At 34.8% G+C, this 12965-nt stretch carries 13 protein-coding genes; 7 read left to right on the top strand and 6 right to left on the bottom strand.

The genetic code is table 11. From position 1 onward, the window contains the following. Positions 1-285 precede the first annotated feature (285 nt). The gene (locus GMB29_RS02315) at positions 286-624 is read left to right on the top strand and encodes a GNAT family N-acetyltransferase (protein WP_136355890.1); all 339 of its coding nucleotides are present in this window, start codon (positions 286-288) and stop codon (positions 622-624) included. On the opposite strand, the gene GMB29_RS02310 is transcribed toward GMB29_RS02315, so the two are convergent. The 3 genes from GMB29_RS02310 to GMB29_RS02300 all read right to left on the bottom strand — a co-directional run bounded on the left by GMB29_RS02310 (position 619) and on the right by GMB29_RS02300 (position 3003). Beyond that, positions 619-1554 carry an alpha/beta hydrolase gene (locus tag GMB29_RS02310; RefSeq protein WP_136355888.1) on the bottom strand — a complete coding sequence of 312 codons (936 nt, stop codon included), beginning with the start codon at positions 1552-1554 and terminating at the stop codon, positions 619-621. The genes GMB29_RS02315 and GMB29_RS02310 overlap by 6 nt on opposite strands. A 288-nt stretch (positions 1555-1842) precedes the next feature. Further along, positions 1843-2529: a hypothetical protein gene (locus GMB29_RS02305; RefSeq protein ID WP_136355886.1), complete on the bottom strand. Its 687-nt coding sequence runs from the start codon at positions 2527-2529 to the stop codon at positions 1843-1845. A gap of 96 nt (positions 2530-2625) precedes the next feature. Next, positions 2626-3003, bottom strand: coding sequence for a DnaJ family domain-containing protein (locus tag GMB29_RS02300; RefSeq protein ID WP_136355885.1), 378 nt, complete (start codon positions 3001-3003; stop codon positions 2626-2628). 257 nt (positions 3004-3260) lie between these two features. Between GMB29_RS02300 and GMB29_RS02295 the strand changes: the two genes are divergently transcribed. Continuing rightward, complete coding sequence (locus tag GMB29_RS02295; protein ID WP_136355883.1) at positions 3261-4538, top strand: MDR family MFS transporter; 1278 nt, start codon at positions 3261-3263, stop codon at positions 4536-4538. A 155-nt stretch (positions 4539-4693) separates the two neighbouring features. Here the strand turns inward: GMB29_RS02295 and GMB29_RS02290 are convergent, their stop codons facing one another. Then, positions 4694-5785 (bottom strand): nitric oxide synthase oxygenase, encoded by a 1092-nt coding sequence (locus tag GMB29_RS02290; RefSeq protein WP_136355881.1) that lies wholly within the window; start codon positions 5783-5785, stop codon positions 4694-4696. Between the two features lie 132 nt (positions 5786-5917). On the opposite strand from GMB29_RS02290, the gene GMB29_RS02285 reads away from it, so the two are divergent. After that, positions 5918-6439 carry a zinc metalloprotease gene (locus GMB29_RS02285; RefSeq protein WP_136355879.1) on the top strand — a complete coding sequence of 174 codons (522 nt, stop codon included), beginning with the start codon at positions 5918-5920 and terminating at the stop codon, positions 6437-6439. Positions 6440-6573: 134 nt separating this feature from the next. Here the strand turns inward: GMB29_RS02285 and GMB29_RS02280 are convergent, their stop codons facing one another. After that, the gene (locus GMB29_RS02280) at positions 6574-8466 is read right to left on the bottom strand and encodes an ABC-F family ATP-binding cassette domain-containing protein (protein ID WP_136355877.1); all 1893 of its coding nucleotides are present in this window, start codon (positions 8464-8466) and stop codon (positions 6574-6576) included. A 280-nt stretch (positions 8467-8746) separates the two neighbouring features. Here GMB29_RS02280 and GMB29_RS02275 point away from each other — a divergent pair, with 280 nt between their 5' ends. Next, a complete protein-coding gene (locus GMB29_RS02275) occupies positions 8747-8959 on the top strand; it encodes a hypothetical protein (protein WP_406600309.1) in 213 nt (70 codons plus the stop codon). Positions 8960-9058: 99 nt separating this feature from the next. Here GMB29_RS02275 and GMB29_RS02270 read toward each other — a convergent pair whose 3' ends face one another. Beyond that, on the bottom strand, positions 9059-9589 hold the full coding sequence (locus GMB29_RS02270; RefSeq protein ID WP_227551469.1) for a hypothetical protein: 531 nt from the start codon (positions 9587-9589) through the stop codon (positions 9059-9061). A 101-nt stretch (positions 9590-9690) separates the two neighbouring features. Here GMB29_RS02270 and GMB29_RS02265 point away from each other — a divergent pair, with 101 nt between their 5' ends. Genes GMB29_RS02265 through GMB29_RS02255 form a run of 3 tightly spaced genes read left to right on the top strand, consistent with a single transcriptional unit; the run spans position 9691 to position 12941 of the window. Then, positions 9691-10098 (top strand): GntR family transcriptional regulator, encoded by a 408-nt coding sequence (locus GMB29_RS02265; protein ID WP_136355873.1) that lies wholly within the window; start codon positions 9691-9693, stop codon positions 10096-10098. Further along, positions 10073-10975, top strand: coding sequence for an ABC transporter ATP-binding protein (locus tag GMB29_RS02260; protein ID WP_136355871.1), 903 nt, complete (start codon positions 10073-10075; stop codon positions 10973-10975). Before GMB29_RS02265 ends, GMB29_RS02260 begins: the two co-directional genes overlap by 26 nt. Beyond that, positions 10950-12941, top strand: a complete 1992-nt coding sequence (locus GMB29_RS02255) for a DUF6449 domain-containing protein (protein WP_136355869.1) — start codon at positions 10950-10952, stop codon at positions 12939-12941. Before GMB29_RS02260 ends, GMB29_RS02255 begins: the two co-directional genes overlap by 26 nt. Positions 12942-12965: the final 24 nt, after the last annotated feature.

Raw genomic sequence — 12965 nt, 5'->3', positions numbered from 1 at the left:
TACCCTAACTTATCCTAGTGAAACGTATATACCTCCATAAAAGCTGTTTTCCAGCCGTTAAACGAAATTCAAAATTCAATCCTTTAGAAAGGAAAAGCAGCATCAAATAAAGATTTCCTATCTTTATAAAATAGAAAAGAGTTGATCTTATGTGTATTCATATCAAACCTGCAACTTCAGAAGATATTCCATTATTATGGGACATGCTTTATGAAGCGATCCATATGGAAGATGGGGAAGAAAGGCCGCCCCGTAGTATATTGCAAAAACCAGAGCTAGCAAATTATGTTAAGAATTGGCGATCATGCACTTATTGCAACTGATTCCGATGGTAAAAAAATCGGGGCTGTCTGGATCCGGTTATTTAATGATATGGTTAAAGTCTACGGCTTTGTTGATGAACAAACCCCTATTTTAAGTATGGCGATTTCACATGATTATCGAGGAAAGGGAATCGGTACAAAGCTGATGAATGAAATGTGTAAGCTCGCTTCTAATCATCAATACAAAGCAATTTCACTTAGCGTTGATCCATCTAATCCTGCCTTACGGTTATACGAAAGATTTGGTTTTAAGAAAATCGGTGTCGATGGAACATCATGGAATATGATGATCTCTCTATAACCATATGTTGGCTTTTTCTCTTGAGCAAACATGTTCAATATCTCTAATGAAGTCACTAACTATCTTTTCATAGCCCTTAGGATCAGTGTTATAAGCTTCAGCATGGCCAGCTCGCGGAACTAAATATAATTTTTTATTGCCTATTTTACGTTTAAACATATCCAGCGTCATTTGCAGCGGAATAAATGAATCTTCTTTACCATGAATAAATAGAATCGGTGTTTTGGTTTTTTCTAGTCCATTGATCGGAGAAATGTCCGGAAAGCTCCAGCCATGACGCAGCTTTACGAGCAAGCTAATGATATCAATTAATGGGTAGAATCGAAGTTTATATTGATTTAATTTTTGCCTTAAGAGTGAATGAAAATCACTAAAGGAGCAATCAGCAATACAAAAACATACTCGTGAATCGGACTTACTAACTTCTAATGCAGATGCAGCTCCTAATGATTCTCCCAGCAATCCGATAATCGCCTTTTCGCCTACTCGATTTGATACATAATCCATCCAGGCTTTTAAGTCATCTTTCTCATAATAGCCATAGGAAGTATAATTACCGCCACTTAAACCATGAAATCTATGATCACATAATAAGACATGAAAGCCACGTTTTTGAAACATGTTTACGTATTTGAAGCTGCCATAAAGCGACCATGTAATTCCATGTGCAATAAGGATAACCTTTTCACTATTTTCAACTGGAAAAAACATGCCATGTAGTCTGTACCCATGATAAGAGCGAATAAAGATCTCTTCCTTTTTTATTGCATGAAATACATCGACATCAATGTCTCCTTTTTGAATTCCAAGCTTATATGTTTGTTCATATGAAAATCTTTTTGGGGAAAGAAGGAGACGGCTAAGTACATATACAAAAATGGCACTTATCATAACAACCGCTAGAACGAATGGAACAATCCAATTCCACATCAACTCTGCTCCTTTCTAGGCTTTTTTATATCTTATTAAAAAGCCTAGAAGGGTGTGATAAATCTGTATCCTACAAAAAAAGCTGAGTCATATTATACTTAAAACGACATATCCTGAGGCTTTTGCCAGTTTTGAACATCTTATCTTCTATTCTTCGTCAGACATTTATGGGCATTCATCCCCACCTCCGCATTTTGTCCTACCTTGCATAAGGGTGGCATTTTATTGCCCATATTAATAAGGCATAAAAAACCACCGCTTTTTGTCATTAGCGGTGGTTCACTCAACTTATATTGTCCATTGATCATGCACGATTGCCACTAGCTTCCACTCACCTTGGGCATCTTGTTCAAACACAAGGTTTAACGCCTTCCAATCCATATTATCATTTTCTTCAGTACCTTTAATATAGTATTCTACTGTGTGTGAGTTTGGGAAAACCTTGCTTATATTTCGAATTGTATTTCCTCTCGACTCCACTCGATCAACCGTTATTTCATCCGCTTGCTCAAAATCCCCATTGTAAATATACTTTTTTTCATATTCACTTGGCGTTAATTCAATCGGTTCACCACTGCCATCTTGAGCTCCCCAAGTATATGTTTTAGTATCCTCAAAAAATCCTTTTATCTTTTCTTTATCAAACGTTACCGCATCTGATTCTATATATACATAAGGAGAAAAAAGAACTCCTTTTTCAGGATGTACATATGCTGACAATTCTTCTCCATCTTTAGCCTTTAATAACTTCAATACCTCTTCAGCATTTTTCTGTACAATTTCCTTAGACTCATCATTAGTCTGATTATTTTTATTATCATCTGTTTTTGACTCTGATGCACCCTCGTTAGCAATCTCTTCATCCGCTTCCTGAGGTTTATCTCCCTCTAGTTCCTTTTCATTAGCAGCTTGATTTCCACAAGCAGTAGACATAAACATGGTCAAAAGGATAAATGGTAAAATTAATTTTTTCATTGTGCTCCTCCTTATTGTTTTTTCTACTACATCTTTTCCAAAACTTACTATTTCAAATAATATAAACGAACAGCTATCGGAAGGAAAGCCTCTATATTACTGTTTTTTCAATCGTTCTAACATTCTTTCTTTATAAAAAGCTGATGCTTTTGTATCAAGTGATTTTCGTTTCTTCAAAAGAGCCTCCAATTTCTTTTCGATCAACCGTTTTTCCTTATTAAGTCTGTTACTATTTTCACTACTTTTACATGAATCAATTAAATCATCTATTGTCATTAATTCTTTTTGCAATGTATCTAGATCATTTACTATGTTTGCATTTTTCATTACTTTATAGGCAACACGCAGTTCTTCTGGAATATGTGATAGGTCTTCTAGCTGTAATGGTTTTCCTTGTCCAGGCAGGTTATCAAACTCTCCATTTTCCATTGCTTTTCGGATTTTTTCTTCAGCAATTATTGAAAAAATATCCATCTTGACCACACTCCTTCTTTTTTAGTGTTGCCCTAGTGTGGAGGTAGAATCCTCCTTTATCCTATTAAATAGGTTTAGAAAGAAGTTTTCTTTATCCACCCTTAATTAAATTTGGACTACACTATTCTTTATTTTAAATGGTTACGCTTACTAACATAACATTTTTAATTATCCTGAGTTCGTGTACACGATATTGTATTTCATGTTTTGAGAGAGTATGATAGTTACGGTAGTTTACGAGAACAGGGGTAACAACTATGAAAATACGAGATTGGGATTATAACCTTAAAATCCGTTTATTTGGAGAGGCTTTGATGAACATCACTTATTGGATGTTTTTCCCTTTCCTTACAATTTACTTTGCAGATGCTTTTGGAAGAGAAAAGGCTGGATTATTCTTAATCATTTCACAAGTCTTTTCAGTCCTTGCTAATTTAATGGGTGGTTATTGTGCTGATCGTTTTGGAAGGAAGAAAATGATGGTTTTCTCATCCTTTTGTCAAGGGTTAGCCTTTGTGATATTTGCCATTTCAAATTCACCATGGCTTGATTTACCTATTTTAGGGTTTATCTGTTTTTCGTTAGCAGGAGTTTTTGGTGCCTTTTATTGGCCTGCTTCACAAGCAATGGTTGCTGACGTTGTAAGTGAAAAAGACCGTAGCAGTGTATTTGCTATTTTTTATACGTCAATTAATATAGCTGTTGTTATTGGACCTATTTTAGGAGCCATTTTCTATGTCAGTTATCCTTTTGAAGTTCTTTTAATCGCAGGTATTGTTTGCATGCTGCTTTCATTTATCCTTGCAAAATACACTCGGGAAACTGCTCCTGCCTTTTATCCTAGTAACAATGGAGTTCCAAGGAAATGGTATCACGCCATTGTTCAACAATTTCAAGATTACCGTATTATCTTTAAGGACAGCGTATTTTTACTTTATATAATAGCAGGTGTTCTCGTTGCTATTACCTTTATGCAGCTTGATATGATTATTCCTGTTTATATAACAGATACGATTCATCAACATGAATTCATTCAAATTGGTGATTGGTCATTACAATTAACCGGTGAACAAGCATTTGGTGTCATACTTTCTGAGAACGGTCTGTTCGTAGCACTTTTCACGATTGCTGTGACGAAATGGATGAGTAAGTATAAAGAACGAAATGTTTTTATTCTTTCCTCTGTTATTTATGGTGTATCTATTATACTATTCGGTTTGACTGCGTCATTATGGGTCTTTATTATTGCAATGGGATTATTCACTTTTGCGGAGCTCATGACTGCTGGGATTCAACAAACATTTGTTTCAAAACTTGCACCAGAGCATATGAGAGGTCAATACTTTGCAGCATCAAGTCTTAGATATACGATTGGGCGAACCATTGCACCAATCGTCATTCCAATGTCACTATGGTTTGGATATCCACTAACATTTGGATTTTTAGGAGTATTAACTTTTATTAGTGGTGTACTCTATTATGTCATGTTTCAAAAAGTTGAACAGCCTACACCTGAACACGTGGAGGCTGAATAAAGAAAAGCTGATCAAAGGCAATAACCTTTATCAGCTTTTCTTTTTTATCGGCTCAATTTATAAAAAATTGTGCTGTTGAAATAATTCATTATGACAAAATGTCCATCTTCAAGATTTATCAAATATATGTACATTGCAACATCCTTATTTAGATTTTACCTATAAGGTGTTTCTTGATAAAAATAATTTGGTTTTACGATTTCATTTTTATAGCCTCTATGAAAAATATGTGTTGTTGCAGGAGAAACTGGCGGTATTAGCCAAGTCCAGTCTCCAGTAATATGTCTGCAGCTTTCTGCCTCATTTTGTTCAAACCGTTTAAATTGCTGGGCTGCTGTGTGATGATCTACGATGCTCACGCCATCTTTTTTAAAGGAAAAGAGAACCGCTGCATTCAGTTCAATCAAAGCTCGATCCTTCCAAAGATTAACATGACTATTTGTCTCTAAATTCATGATTGAAGCTACCTTTGGTAATAAATTATATCGGTAAGAATCCGCTAAGTTACGGGCGCCAATTTCCGTTTCCATATACCAGCCATTAAATGGTGCTGCTGTATATTCAATCCCGCCGATCTCCAATCGCATATCTGCGATGATTGGAACGCTATACCACTTCAAATGCAAGTCTTCTATTCCACGGAGCTTTGGATGTGTAATTGGGACCTCTAAAACTTCATCTTTAGATAATGACAACCATTTTGGTGATTGATTATTTAATTGCACAACAAGTGGAAGAATATCAAAATGTGTTCTGTCACCACTCCAGCCTAATTGTTCGCATTGTTTTGTAAATGAAATAGATGCGGGATCTCCAATTACACCAGTTTCTGATTCATATCCAGCATAGCGAATGAGTTGATGATTCCAAATTCTAACTTGGTCATTTTCCCCTTTAAAAGGTTTAAAAATGGTTATAGTAGGTTTAATCTTTCCTTCATTAGTCGCATATGAAATATGATGCTGTAACGCACGAAAAATGGCTTCTTCCGAATTCGCTTTTCTTTCATCAAAGACATTTAAAGTATTCCAAAACAATCGCCCAATGCATTTATTACTATTTCTCCATGCCATTTTGGCACCATGTGCTAATTCTTCATATGTATGTTCATAATAGCCCATTTCTGCAATTTCAATTTTTATATGGTCCATTCTATCTTTTATTTCTTGCTCTGATTTCCCAAGTTCATTGTACGCTTTTTTAATAAATTGTTCTGCTTCAACTTCCAGCTGTGTTTTTGCAGCCAATACGGACACCTCTAATCGTACTATTTACGTGAATTTCACTTTTGTTGTTATAAGTTGGACATGCCGGGTAGAGTCATAAGGATGAATAAGTTAAACCTATCCATCATTAAGAAAGGATAAGGGGGTTTTCGATTGTTTGGTCTAGATGATTTACTTGTTTTTTTTCGTGCCTTTTTCATCATCTTTCCGATCGTTACTCTCATTCATGTGTTAGGACACTATCTATTTGCTAGAATGTACGGCTGTCAGGATGTAAAGCTAGTATTGGGGTGTGGGGCAAAGCTTTTTACTTTTCGATTTATCGAATTTCGTATTTGTTATTTTTGGTATGGCGGCTGTGAATTTTCAAAAATTAATGTGACTAATCGTTTACACCATCTACTTATTTATTTTGGCGGATCCTTTTTCAATATTTTAAGTATCATCATTATTCACATGTTTATTAAAATAAATATCATAAACGCTTCAAGTATAACTTACCAATTTATTTACTTCTCTATTTATACGATTTTCTTTGCATTATTACCAATGGATTATCCAGATGGAAGTCCGAGTGATGGTAAGGCGATTTATCGTATCTTAAGAAAAAGACATGTGCATCAATCAACTGATTGCAAAAAAAGAAAGAAGCAAAACAGTGTTAGAAGCTGGTGAAGCTAGACTTTTAAAGGGACCTAGTCCTTTCTTTTGAAAAAAATAGCCTTTAGCCTATGCTCTCTTATTATGAAAGAAAGAAGGTCTTCATTCTTCCTCTCGAAAGGTGAATGAGCTCCTTCTTTCTTTCTTTCTTATTTTTCTTGTTCAATCTCCTCGACAAGCAGAGACAATTCTTCCCAGCGTTCCATTGTTGCTTCTAATTCTACATCAATTTTTTCTTGTTCCTTATATAGCTCTGTTACTTTCCCTAAATCACTACCCGCAGAAGCAATTTCCTGTTCTAACTGCTCCTTTCTTTCCTCAAGGCTTGTGATTTTATCTTCAATCTGCTCCCATTCCTGTTGCTCTTTATAGGAAAGCCGTTTTTTCTTTTCCTTTTTATATGTTGTTTTATTAGTTGCAGGTTCCTTTTCTTGCATCATTTCTTGAAGCTTGCTTTCTTCCATGTAGTCTGTGTAACTACCTTGGAATCGACTGATTTTTCCATTACGATCAAAAACAATTAAATGATCCACTACTCGATCAAGGAAATAGCGATCATGTGAAACAGTTAGAACGACGCCTGGAAATTGATCTAAGTAGTCTTCTAAAACACTAAGTGTTTGTGTATCAAGATCATTTGTTGGCTCATCTAAAAAAAGGACGTTCGGTTCTTCCATTAATACCTTTAATAAATAGAGACGCCGTCTTTCTCCACCAGATAATTTGCGGATATATGTCCATTGGGCAGAGCGTGGAAATAAAAAGCGTTCTAACATTTGCTCTGCTGTAATGACTTGTCCGTCTATCGTATGAACAATCTCAGCTGTCTCCTTAATATATTCAACAACGCGAAGATTTTCATCCATTTCTTCATGGTCCTGTGTATAATAACCAATCTTCACAGTCTCGCCAACTTCAATTGTCCCTTTATCAGCTGCTATACGACCAGCCATAATATTGAGCAGCGTTGATTTGCCACTTCCATTTGGTCCAATAATCCCAAGTCGTTCACCTGGCGTAACTAAATAATTAAAATCTTTGATCAGATTTTTCCCATCATAAGATTTAGAGATATTTTCCATTTCAAGAACTTTTTTTCCTAATCGAGTAGAACCAATTGCAAAATCAAGGTCTTTAGATAGTGCAGGTCCTTTTTGGTCCTGAAGCTCTTCTACACGTCCTATTCGAGCCTTTTGCTTTGTCGATCTAGCTTTCGCACCTCTGCGCAGCCAGGCAAGCTCACGTCTTAATAGATTTTGCCTTTTCACCTCTGCTTGCTCAGTATTGATTTCTCTCTCTGCTTTCTTCTCCAAGAACACTTCATAGTTTCCTGCATATGTGTAAAGATGACCTTGGTCTAATTCAAAAATTTGGTTTGTAACACGATTTAAAAAATAGCGGTCATGTGTAATTAATACAATTGATCCTTTGTATTGGGCCAAAAATCCTTCTAACCATTCAATTGTTTCATTATCAAGATGGTTTGTAGGCTCATCTAATATTAATATATCAGCCGGCTGAATAAGTGCCTTAGCTATTGCTACACGCTTCTTCTGACCGCCCGATAAATACGCAACAGGCTTCGAAAAATCAGTGATACCAAGCTTCGTTAATACCGTTTTCGCAACTGTATTAGCTTCCCACGCTTCGTGCTGATCCATTTTTTGCTGCATATTCATTAAATGCTTTAGCTTTGTTTCATTTTCTGGATCTTTCTCTAATTCACTTAAAGCAAGCTCATACTCTCTCATCGTTTCCATAATCGGCGCGTCACCGTAATAAATTTGCTCAAGAACAGACAAACCTTCTGTGAGTTCTGGATCTTGTGGTAAATATTCAATCCTCATTGTATTTGAGTGAGTGATCTCACCTGTATCAGCTGATTCGATCCCTGCAATTACTTTTAATAATGTCGATTTCCCTGTTCCATTTACACCGATTAAACCGATTCTTTGCTTCGGTGCAATCGTAAAGGAAATATGATCAAATAAGACTTTTTCGCCATATGTTTTATATAAATTTTCAACTTGTAAAATACTCATAATTTATCCTATCCTTCTGCACAGTATGTTTCTATTGTAAAGCAAAATAGCTGCTCAATGCTATTTTTTGAACAGATCTTTTTCTATACAAATTTAGGCATTTACAGTCGGGCATGTTAGAGTCTTTACTCCATAATTTTTCAAATGATAGATTTAAGAAGAAAGTTGATAAATTTTTTTGAGAAGTTGATAGATTTCTTCGGAAAGTTGATAGATTTGAATATTGATGTTTCTTTATTGTTAAGTGGTGGTATATAAATGACAAACACTTAGAAGGCAGGTGGAAAGGTTGGATTCTAAAAATAATAAACAGAGAAAAGAAATGGATCATCCAGAACAATATAAAACAAATAATAAAACATTATTTGATCGTTTTGAAAGTGAGCAAAATGTAGATCCGATCCCAATGGAGGATTTAAAAATGGAATTACGAGAAGAAAAACAAAAGCATAAAACGAAAGATCAATCATCAAGTGAAGAAAAGTATAAATAGTATCGGTATTCTATTATGACCAGATTTTGATAAAAAAAAGGATAGACATACGCCTATCCTTTATATTTCTAAATTACCCCATAGATTAGACTTGTTTTATTATGCAATCTCAAGTTCAGTTTTCTCACGATAGGACTGTAACGAATGATAAATCACCGTTTCAACTAAGCTAGGATCAACCTCTTTTAAATAAGATTCCGCATAACGCCATGCATTTTCCTCAATCGTAAGTGCAAGCTTATTTCTTTCATGTTGAGTTGTGCATTCATCAAGCTGATCGCATAACATAGCTAGTTCTAAATCTTCTGCATGGCCTATTTCATGGGCAAAAACAATTTTTAGATAGTCTATAAAATAGGCATCTGTTGAAAATAACTGAACGCATTGCTTTTTTATTTCATCAATATATAAAGTAATTGTATGAGTACTGATATGATATTTTCCACCTACAAGACGATTCTCCGGGAACGATGACTCCATTTTCACCTTTACAGATGAGCCAGTATGTTGCAATAGCTCATGAACAACGTTTTCTATTACACTTTGTTGCAAATTTTCACACACCTTACTTTCAATGATAAAAACTTCATTTCCCATTCTATCTATCATCTCATATTTTTCATCCGCCATGTGACCTATTTTTCCACTTCCCCCCTTGTTTTTTCCTTTTTTATCCTATACAATCTAACTGTACTAATCACATTAATACAGTTAATACGAAGGGGGTACTCATGTTTCAACTTGATGTAAGAAGCAGAAAGCCCATATATGAACAATTAGTCGATAAAATTAAAGAATTAATTATTACTCAAATCCTTAAACCAGATGAACAATTGCCTTCAATAAGAATGCTTTCAAGCCAATTAACTGTTAATCCGAATACGATTCAGAGGGCATATCGCGAGCTGGAAAATCAAGGATACCTCTATTCAATAAAAGGGAAAGGTAATTTTGTCGCTGCAATTGAACATATGCCTAATGAACAGAAATTAACTGAACTAAAGGCAGAGATTAAAAAACTTATTGCAGAAGCCATTTACCTTGGGTTAACAAAAGGAGATTTAGATGTACTTTTTTTTGAGGTGAATCATACAAACAAAGGGGATAACAGTGATGATACAAGTTCTATCCGTAAGTAAACAATACAATAAACAACTCGCTGTAAATGACCTTTCATTGACAGTTAAGAAAGGCTCAATATATGGTCTGCTTGGCTCAAATGGGGCTGGTAAAACGTCGCTATTAAAAATGATTGCCGGCATAAATCGCCAAGATAAAGGAACAATCAAAATCGATAAACAACCAGCTTTTGAAAATATCCCGATCAAAGAACGCGTTGCCTTCATTCCTGATGTCCTTTATTTTTTCCCGCAAGCTACTGTTGCGCAAATGGCTGCACAATATAAAGAATATTACCCAAATTGGAACCAACAACGGTTTGAACAGCTTAAGCCAGCCTTTAAAATCGAATTAGATAGAAAAGTACATCGATTGTCAAAGGGGATGAAACGGCAGGTAGCCTTTTGGCTTGCCTTATCTGCAATGCCCGATGTATTAATTCTAGATGAACCAATTGACGGACTTGATCCCGTAATGAGACAAAAGATTAAAAATTTACTATTTCAAGATGTTGCTGAACGGGAAATGACTGTCCTTATCTCCTCACATAACCTACGTGAAATTGAAGATCTTTGTGATCATGTTGGGATTATGCATCAAGGTAAAATATTGATTGAAAAGGAAATTGATGATTTAAAAACAGATACTCATAAGGTTCAATTAGCTTTATCAGATCCTTCTCAAGAAGAACAGCTATTTAATAAACTTAACATTTTGCATCAAGAAAAAAGAGGAAGTGTTTCACTCTTAATTGTCAAAGGACGAGAAGATCAAATTCATGAGATCATCCATTCAACTGAGGTTATCTTATTTGATCTTTTACCACTAACACTTGAAGAAATCTTTATTTATGAAATGGAGGATGTCGGATATGAAATCGAAAAAATCCTTCTTTAAAAGCGGCTTGATTAAACAGGATATTAGACAGCATGGCTGGATTGGGATTATTTATTTTCTTTTCCTTTTATTCGCGGTACCTTTGGAGCTTATGCAAATGGCTTCTAGAGACTATATTATCTTTTCTGACTATAAGAATTACTTATATATTAACACTGAGTTACAGGTACTTATCCTCTTTTCAATACCAGTTGCAACTGGTTTGCTCTTATTCCGTTATCTACAGAATGAGGCATCTGTTGATATGATTCACAGCTTACCAATACGAAGAATCACATTATATATCAGTCATATTATTAGTGGATTGCTATTATTGTTAATTCCGATTTTCCTAACGTCAATTGTCACATTTTTCGTGACAAGATCAATTCCAGAATTTCAATCCATTTTAAGCTTGACAGAAATATTATCATGGACGGGTCTTATTATCCTACTAACAATCATGATGTATTTATTTACAGTCGCTGTTGGAATGTTGACAGGTATGTCTAGTGCACAGGCTATACTAACTTATATTTTTCTCTTTTTACCGATTGGAATGGCTACAATGGTAAGCTACAACTTATCATTTTTGCTGTTTGGATTCTCACCAATTGCAATCGAAGAAAATCTTGTTTACTTATCTCCTTTTTTACGATTTATCGATACTTGGACAACAACAAATCCTTTTTCTAGTCTTGAACTAGTCATTTATATGATTATTACCGTTTGTTTATTTTTTGTTGGAATGGGACTTTATAAGGCAAGAAAACTTGAAAGTGCAACAGATGTCATTGCATTTCACTTTTTAAAACCTGTTTTTAAATATGGTGTTACCTTTTGCAGTATGATTGTTGGCGGGACTTATTTCTCGGCTACTAGCACCCTAAATTGGAATTGGATTATTTTTGGTTATATAAGCGGGGCAATCATTGGTTATGTTGCAGCTGAAATGATCCTTCAGAAAACATGGAGAATCTTTCATTACCGTATATTTACTGGTTTTATTTGCTATAGTATACTATTTGCTTTTATACTTATTAGCATTAAGACAGATATTATTCAGTTCGAAAATAAACTTCCTCGTATGGACCAAATTAGCGAGGTATATTATGGTAAGAAATATGAAATGCAGGAATTATTAAGTAAAGATGAAGATATTTTCTCAGATTCAAAGCTTTATATTCAAGATGTAAGAAACTTACATGAAGCCATTATTGATCAACAACAGCATATCGAATCACTGACATATAATGAGAAATATCAAGAAAAAGTTGTGATCTCCTATCGTCTAAATAGTGGAAAATCATTTACAAGAGAGTATAGTCTCCCTGTTGACTTAATGAAGGATAAGCTAAAATCTGTTATGGAAGCAGAGTCTTACAAAAAGAATCTTCCGCAATACACACTATTACGTGAAGATATTCTTTCGATTAAATTTATTCCAAATGGCCCTGTTACAAAACAAGTGTTAATAACAGATCCAGAGGAAATCAAACAATTAAGAAACGTAATAGAAAACCAACTTCTTAAGCAAACACTAGATGATTTAACGGACCAGACAAGTCCTTGGGGATATATTGAATTCAGCTATCAAAAAGCGGATAAGAACCAACAATCATTCGAGGGAATTTCTGTAGATTGGAAGAAATCTTATCATGAGATCTCAAAGTGGCTTGAAGAGCATGGGTATTTAGATGATGCACGCGTAAATAGTGATGATCTAGTTAATGCAGAGGTAACGAAAATAACGAGTAAAAAAAATCGAAACGAAGAAGTTTATAGCCTTGTTGAAATATTCAAATCAGGAGAACAGTATTTTACGATTACAGACAAAGATGTTTTAACAAAAGCACTTGAACGGTTCACCGAGTATCCTGAAGAACAAACCTATCTCATTAAATTCCGTTTGAAGGATGGTAATGAATGGTATGGTTCATTCTCAGATGAACAAGTTCCTGATGAAATAAGAAACTTATTTAAATAATGATAAGAGGGCTGAACCGTTTAG

It is taken from the genome of Metabacillus sediminilitoris (assembly GCF_009720625.1).
GTDB classification, from domain to species: Bacteria; Bacillota; Bacilli; order Bacillales; family Bacillaceae; genus Metabacillus; species Metabacillus sediminilitoris.
The sequence above is the reverse complement of the archived record's forward strand: the minus strand, read 5'-3'. Positions and strand labels throughout refer to the sequence as shown.

Excerpts from the sequence above, each read along its gene's own strand:
- GMB29_RS02300 (WP_136355885.1), bottom strand. The coding sequence starts at position 3,003 with ATGGATATTTTTTCAATAATTGCTGAAGAAAAAATCCGAAAAGCAATG.
- GMB29_RS02305 (WP_136355886.1), bottom strand. The coding sequence starts at position 2,529 with ATGAAAAAATTAATTTTACCATTTATCCTTTTGACCATGTTTATGTCT.
- GMB29_RS02280 (WP_136355877.1), bottom strand. The coding sequence starts at position 8,466 with ATGAGTATTTTACAAGTTGAAAATTTATATAAAACATATGGCGAAAAA.
- GMB29_RS02270 (WP_227551469.1), bottom strand. The coding sequence starts at position 9,589 with ATGGCGGATGAAAAATATGAGATGATAGATAGAATGGGAAATGAAGTT.
- GMB29_RS02260 (WP_136355871.1), top strand. The coding sequence starts at position 10,073 with ATGATACAAGTTCTATCCGTAAGTAAACAATACAATAAACAACTCGCT.
- GMB29_RS02310 (WP_136355888.1), bottom strand. The coding sequence starts at position 1,554 with ATGTGGAATTGGATTGTTCCATTCGTTCTAGCGGTTGTTATGATAAGT.
- GMB29_RS02255 (WP_136355869.1), top strand. The coding sequence starts at position 10,950 with ATGAAATCGAAAAAATCCTTCTTTAAAAGCGGCTTGATTAAACAGGAT.
- GMB29_RS02295 (WP_136355883.1), top strand. The coding sequence starts at position 3,261 with ATGAAAATACGAGATTGGGATTATAACCTTAAAATCCGTTTATTTGGA.
- GMB29_RS02315 (WP_136355890.1), top strand. The coding sequence starts at position 286 with ATGTTAAGAATTGGCGATCATGCACTTATTGCAACTGATTCCGATGGT.
- GMB29_RS02265 (WP_136355873.1), top strand. The coding sequence starts at position 9,691 with ATGTTTCAACTTGATGTAAGAAGCAGAAAGCCCATATATGAACAATTA.